The 288-nt window shown below is 46.2% G+C and carries 1 pseudogene; it reads right to left on the bottom strand.

From position 1 onward, the window contains the following. Positions 1-288: pseudogene (locus tag CWC11_RS23175) on the bottom strand (nitroreductase); the annotation flags it as partial.

The following is a 288-nucleotide window of genomic DNA, read 5'->3' on the forward strand; positions in this document are numbered from 1 at the left end:
CGCCAGTTTTTTGTTTCCAGTGAGTGCTCCTCGATAGGTATAACGTTGCGCCAACAGCGACTTAATTTGATTAAACCGAGCGAGGTATATACGCTCAGGCTGATATGTTAACTGTGCTTCTAATATGTAAGGGTGCTCACAGGTCGCATTGTTTGTGCCTGACGTAATGGGGCTCGATACCACGCATGTGATCCCCGTGGCCTCAAACAGGTTTATCAATACGGCACTGAACCCGGCAAGACTCATCCACATTTCATTCTGTAATGCTGGCAGTGCGTTAATAATATT

The organism is Pseudoalteromonas sp. S3178 (assembly GCF_005886985.1).
In the GTDB taxonomy this organism is placed as follows: Bacteria; Pseudomonadota; Gammaproteobacteria; order Enterobacterales; family Alteromonadaceae; genus Pseudoalteromonas; species Pseudoalteromonas carrageenovora.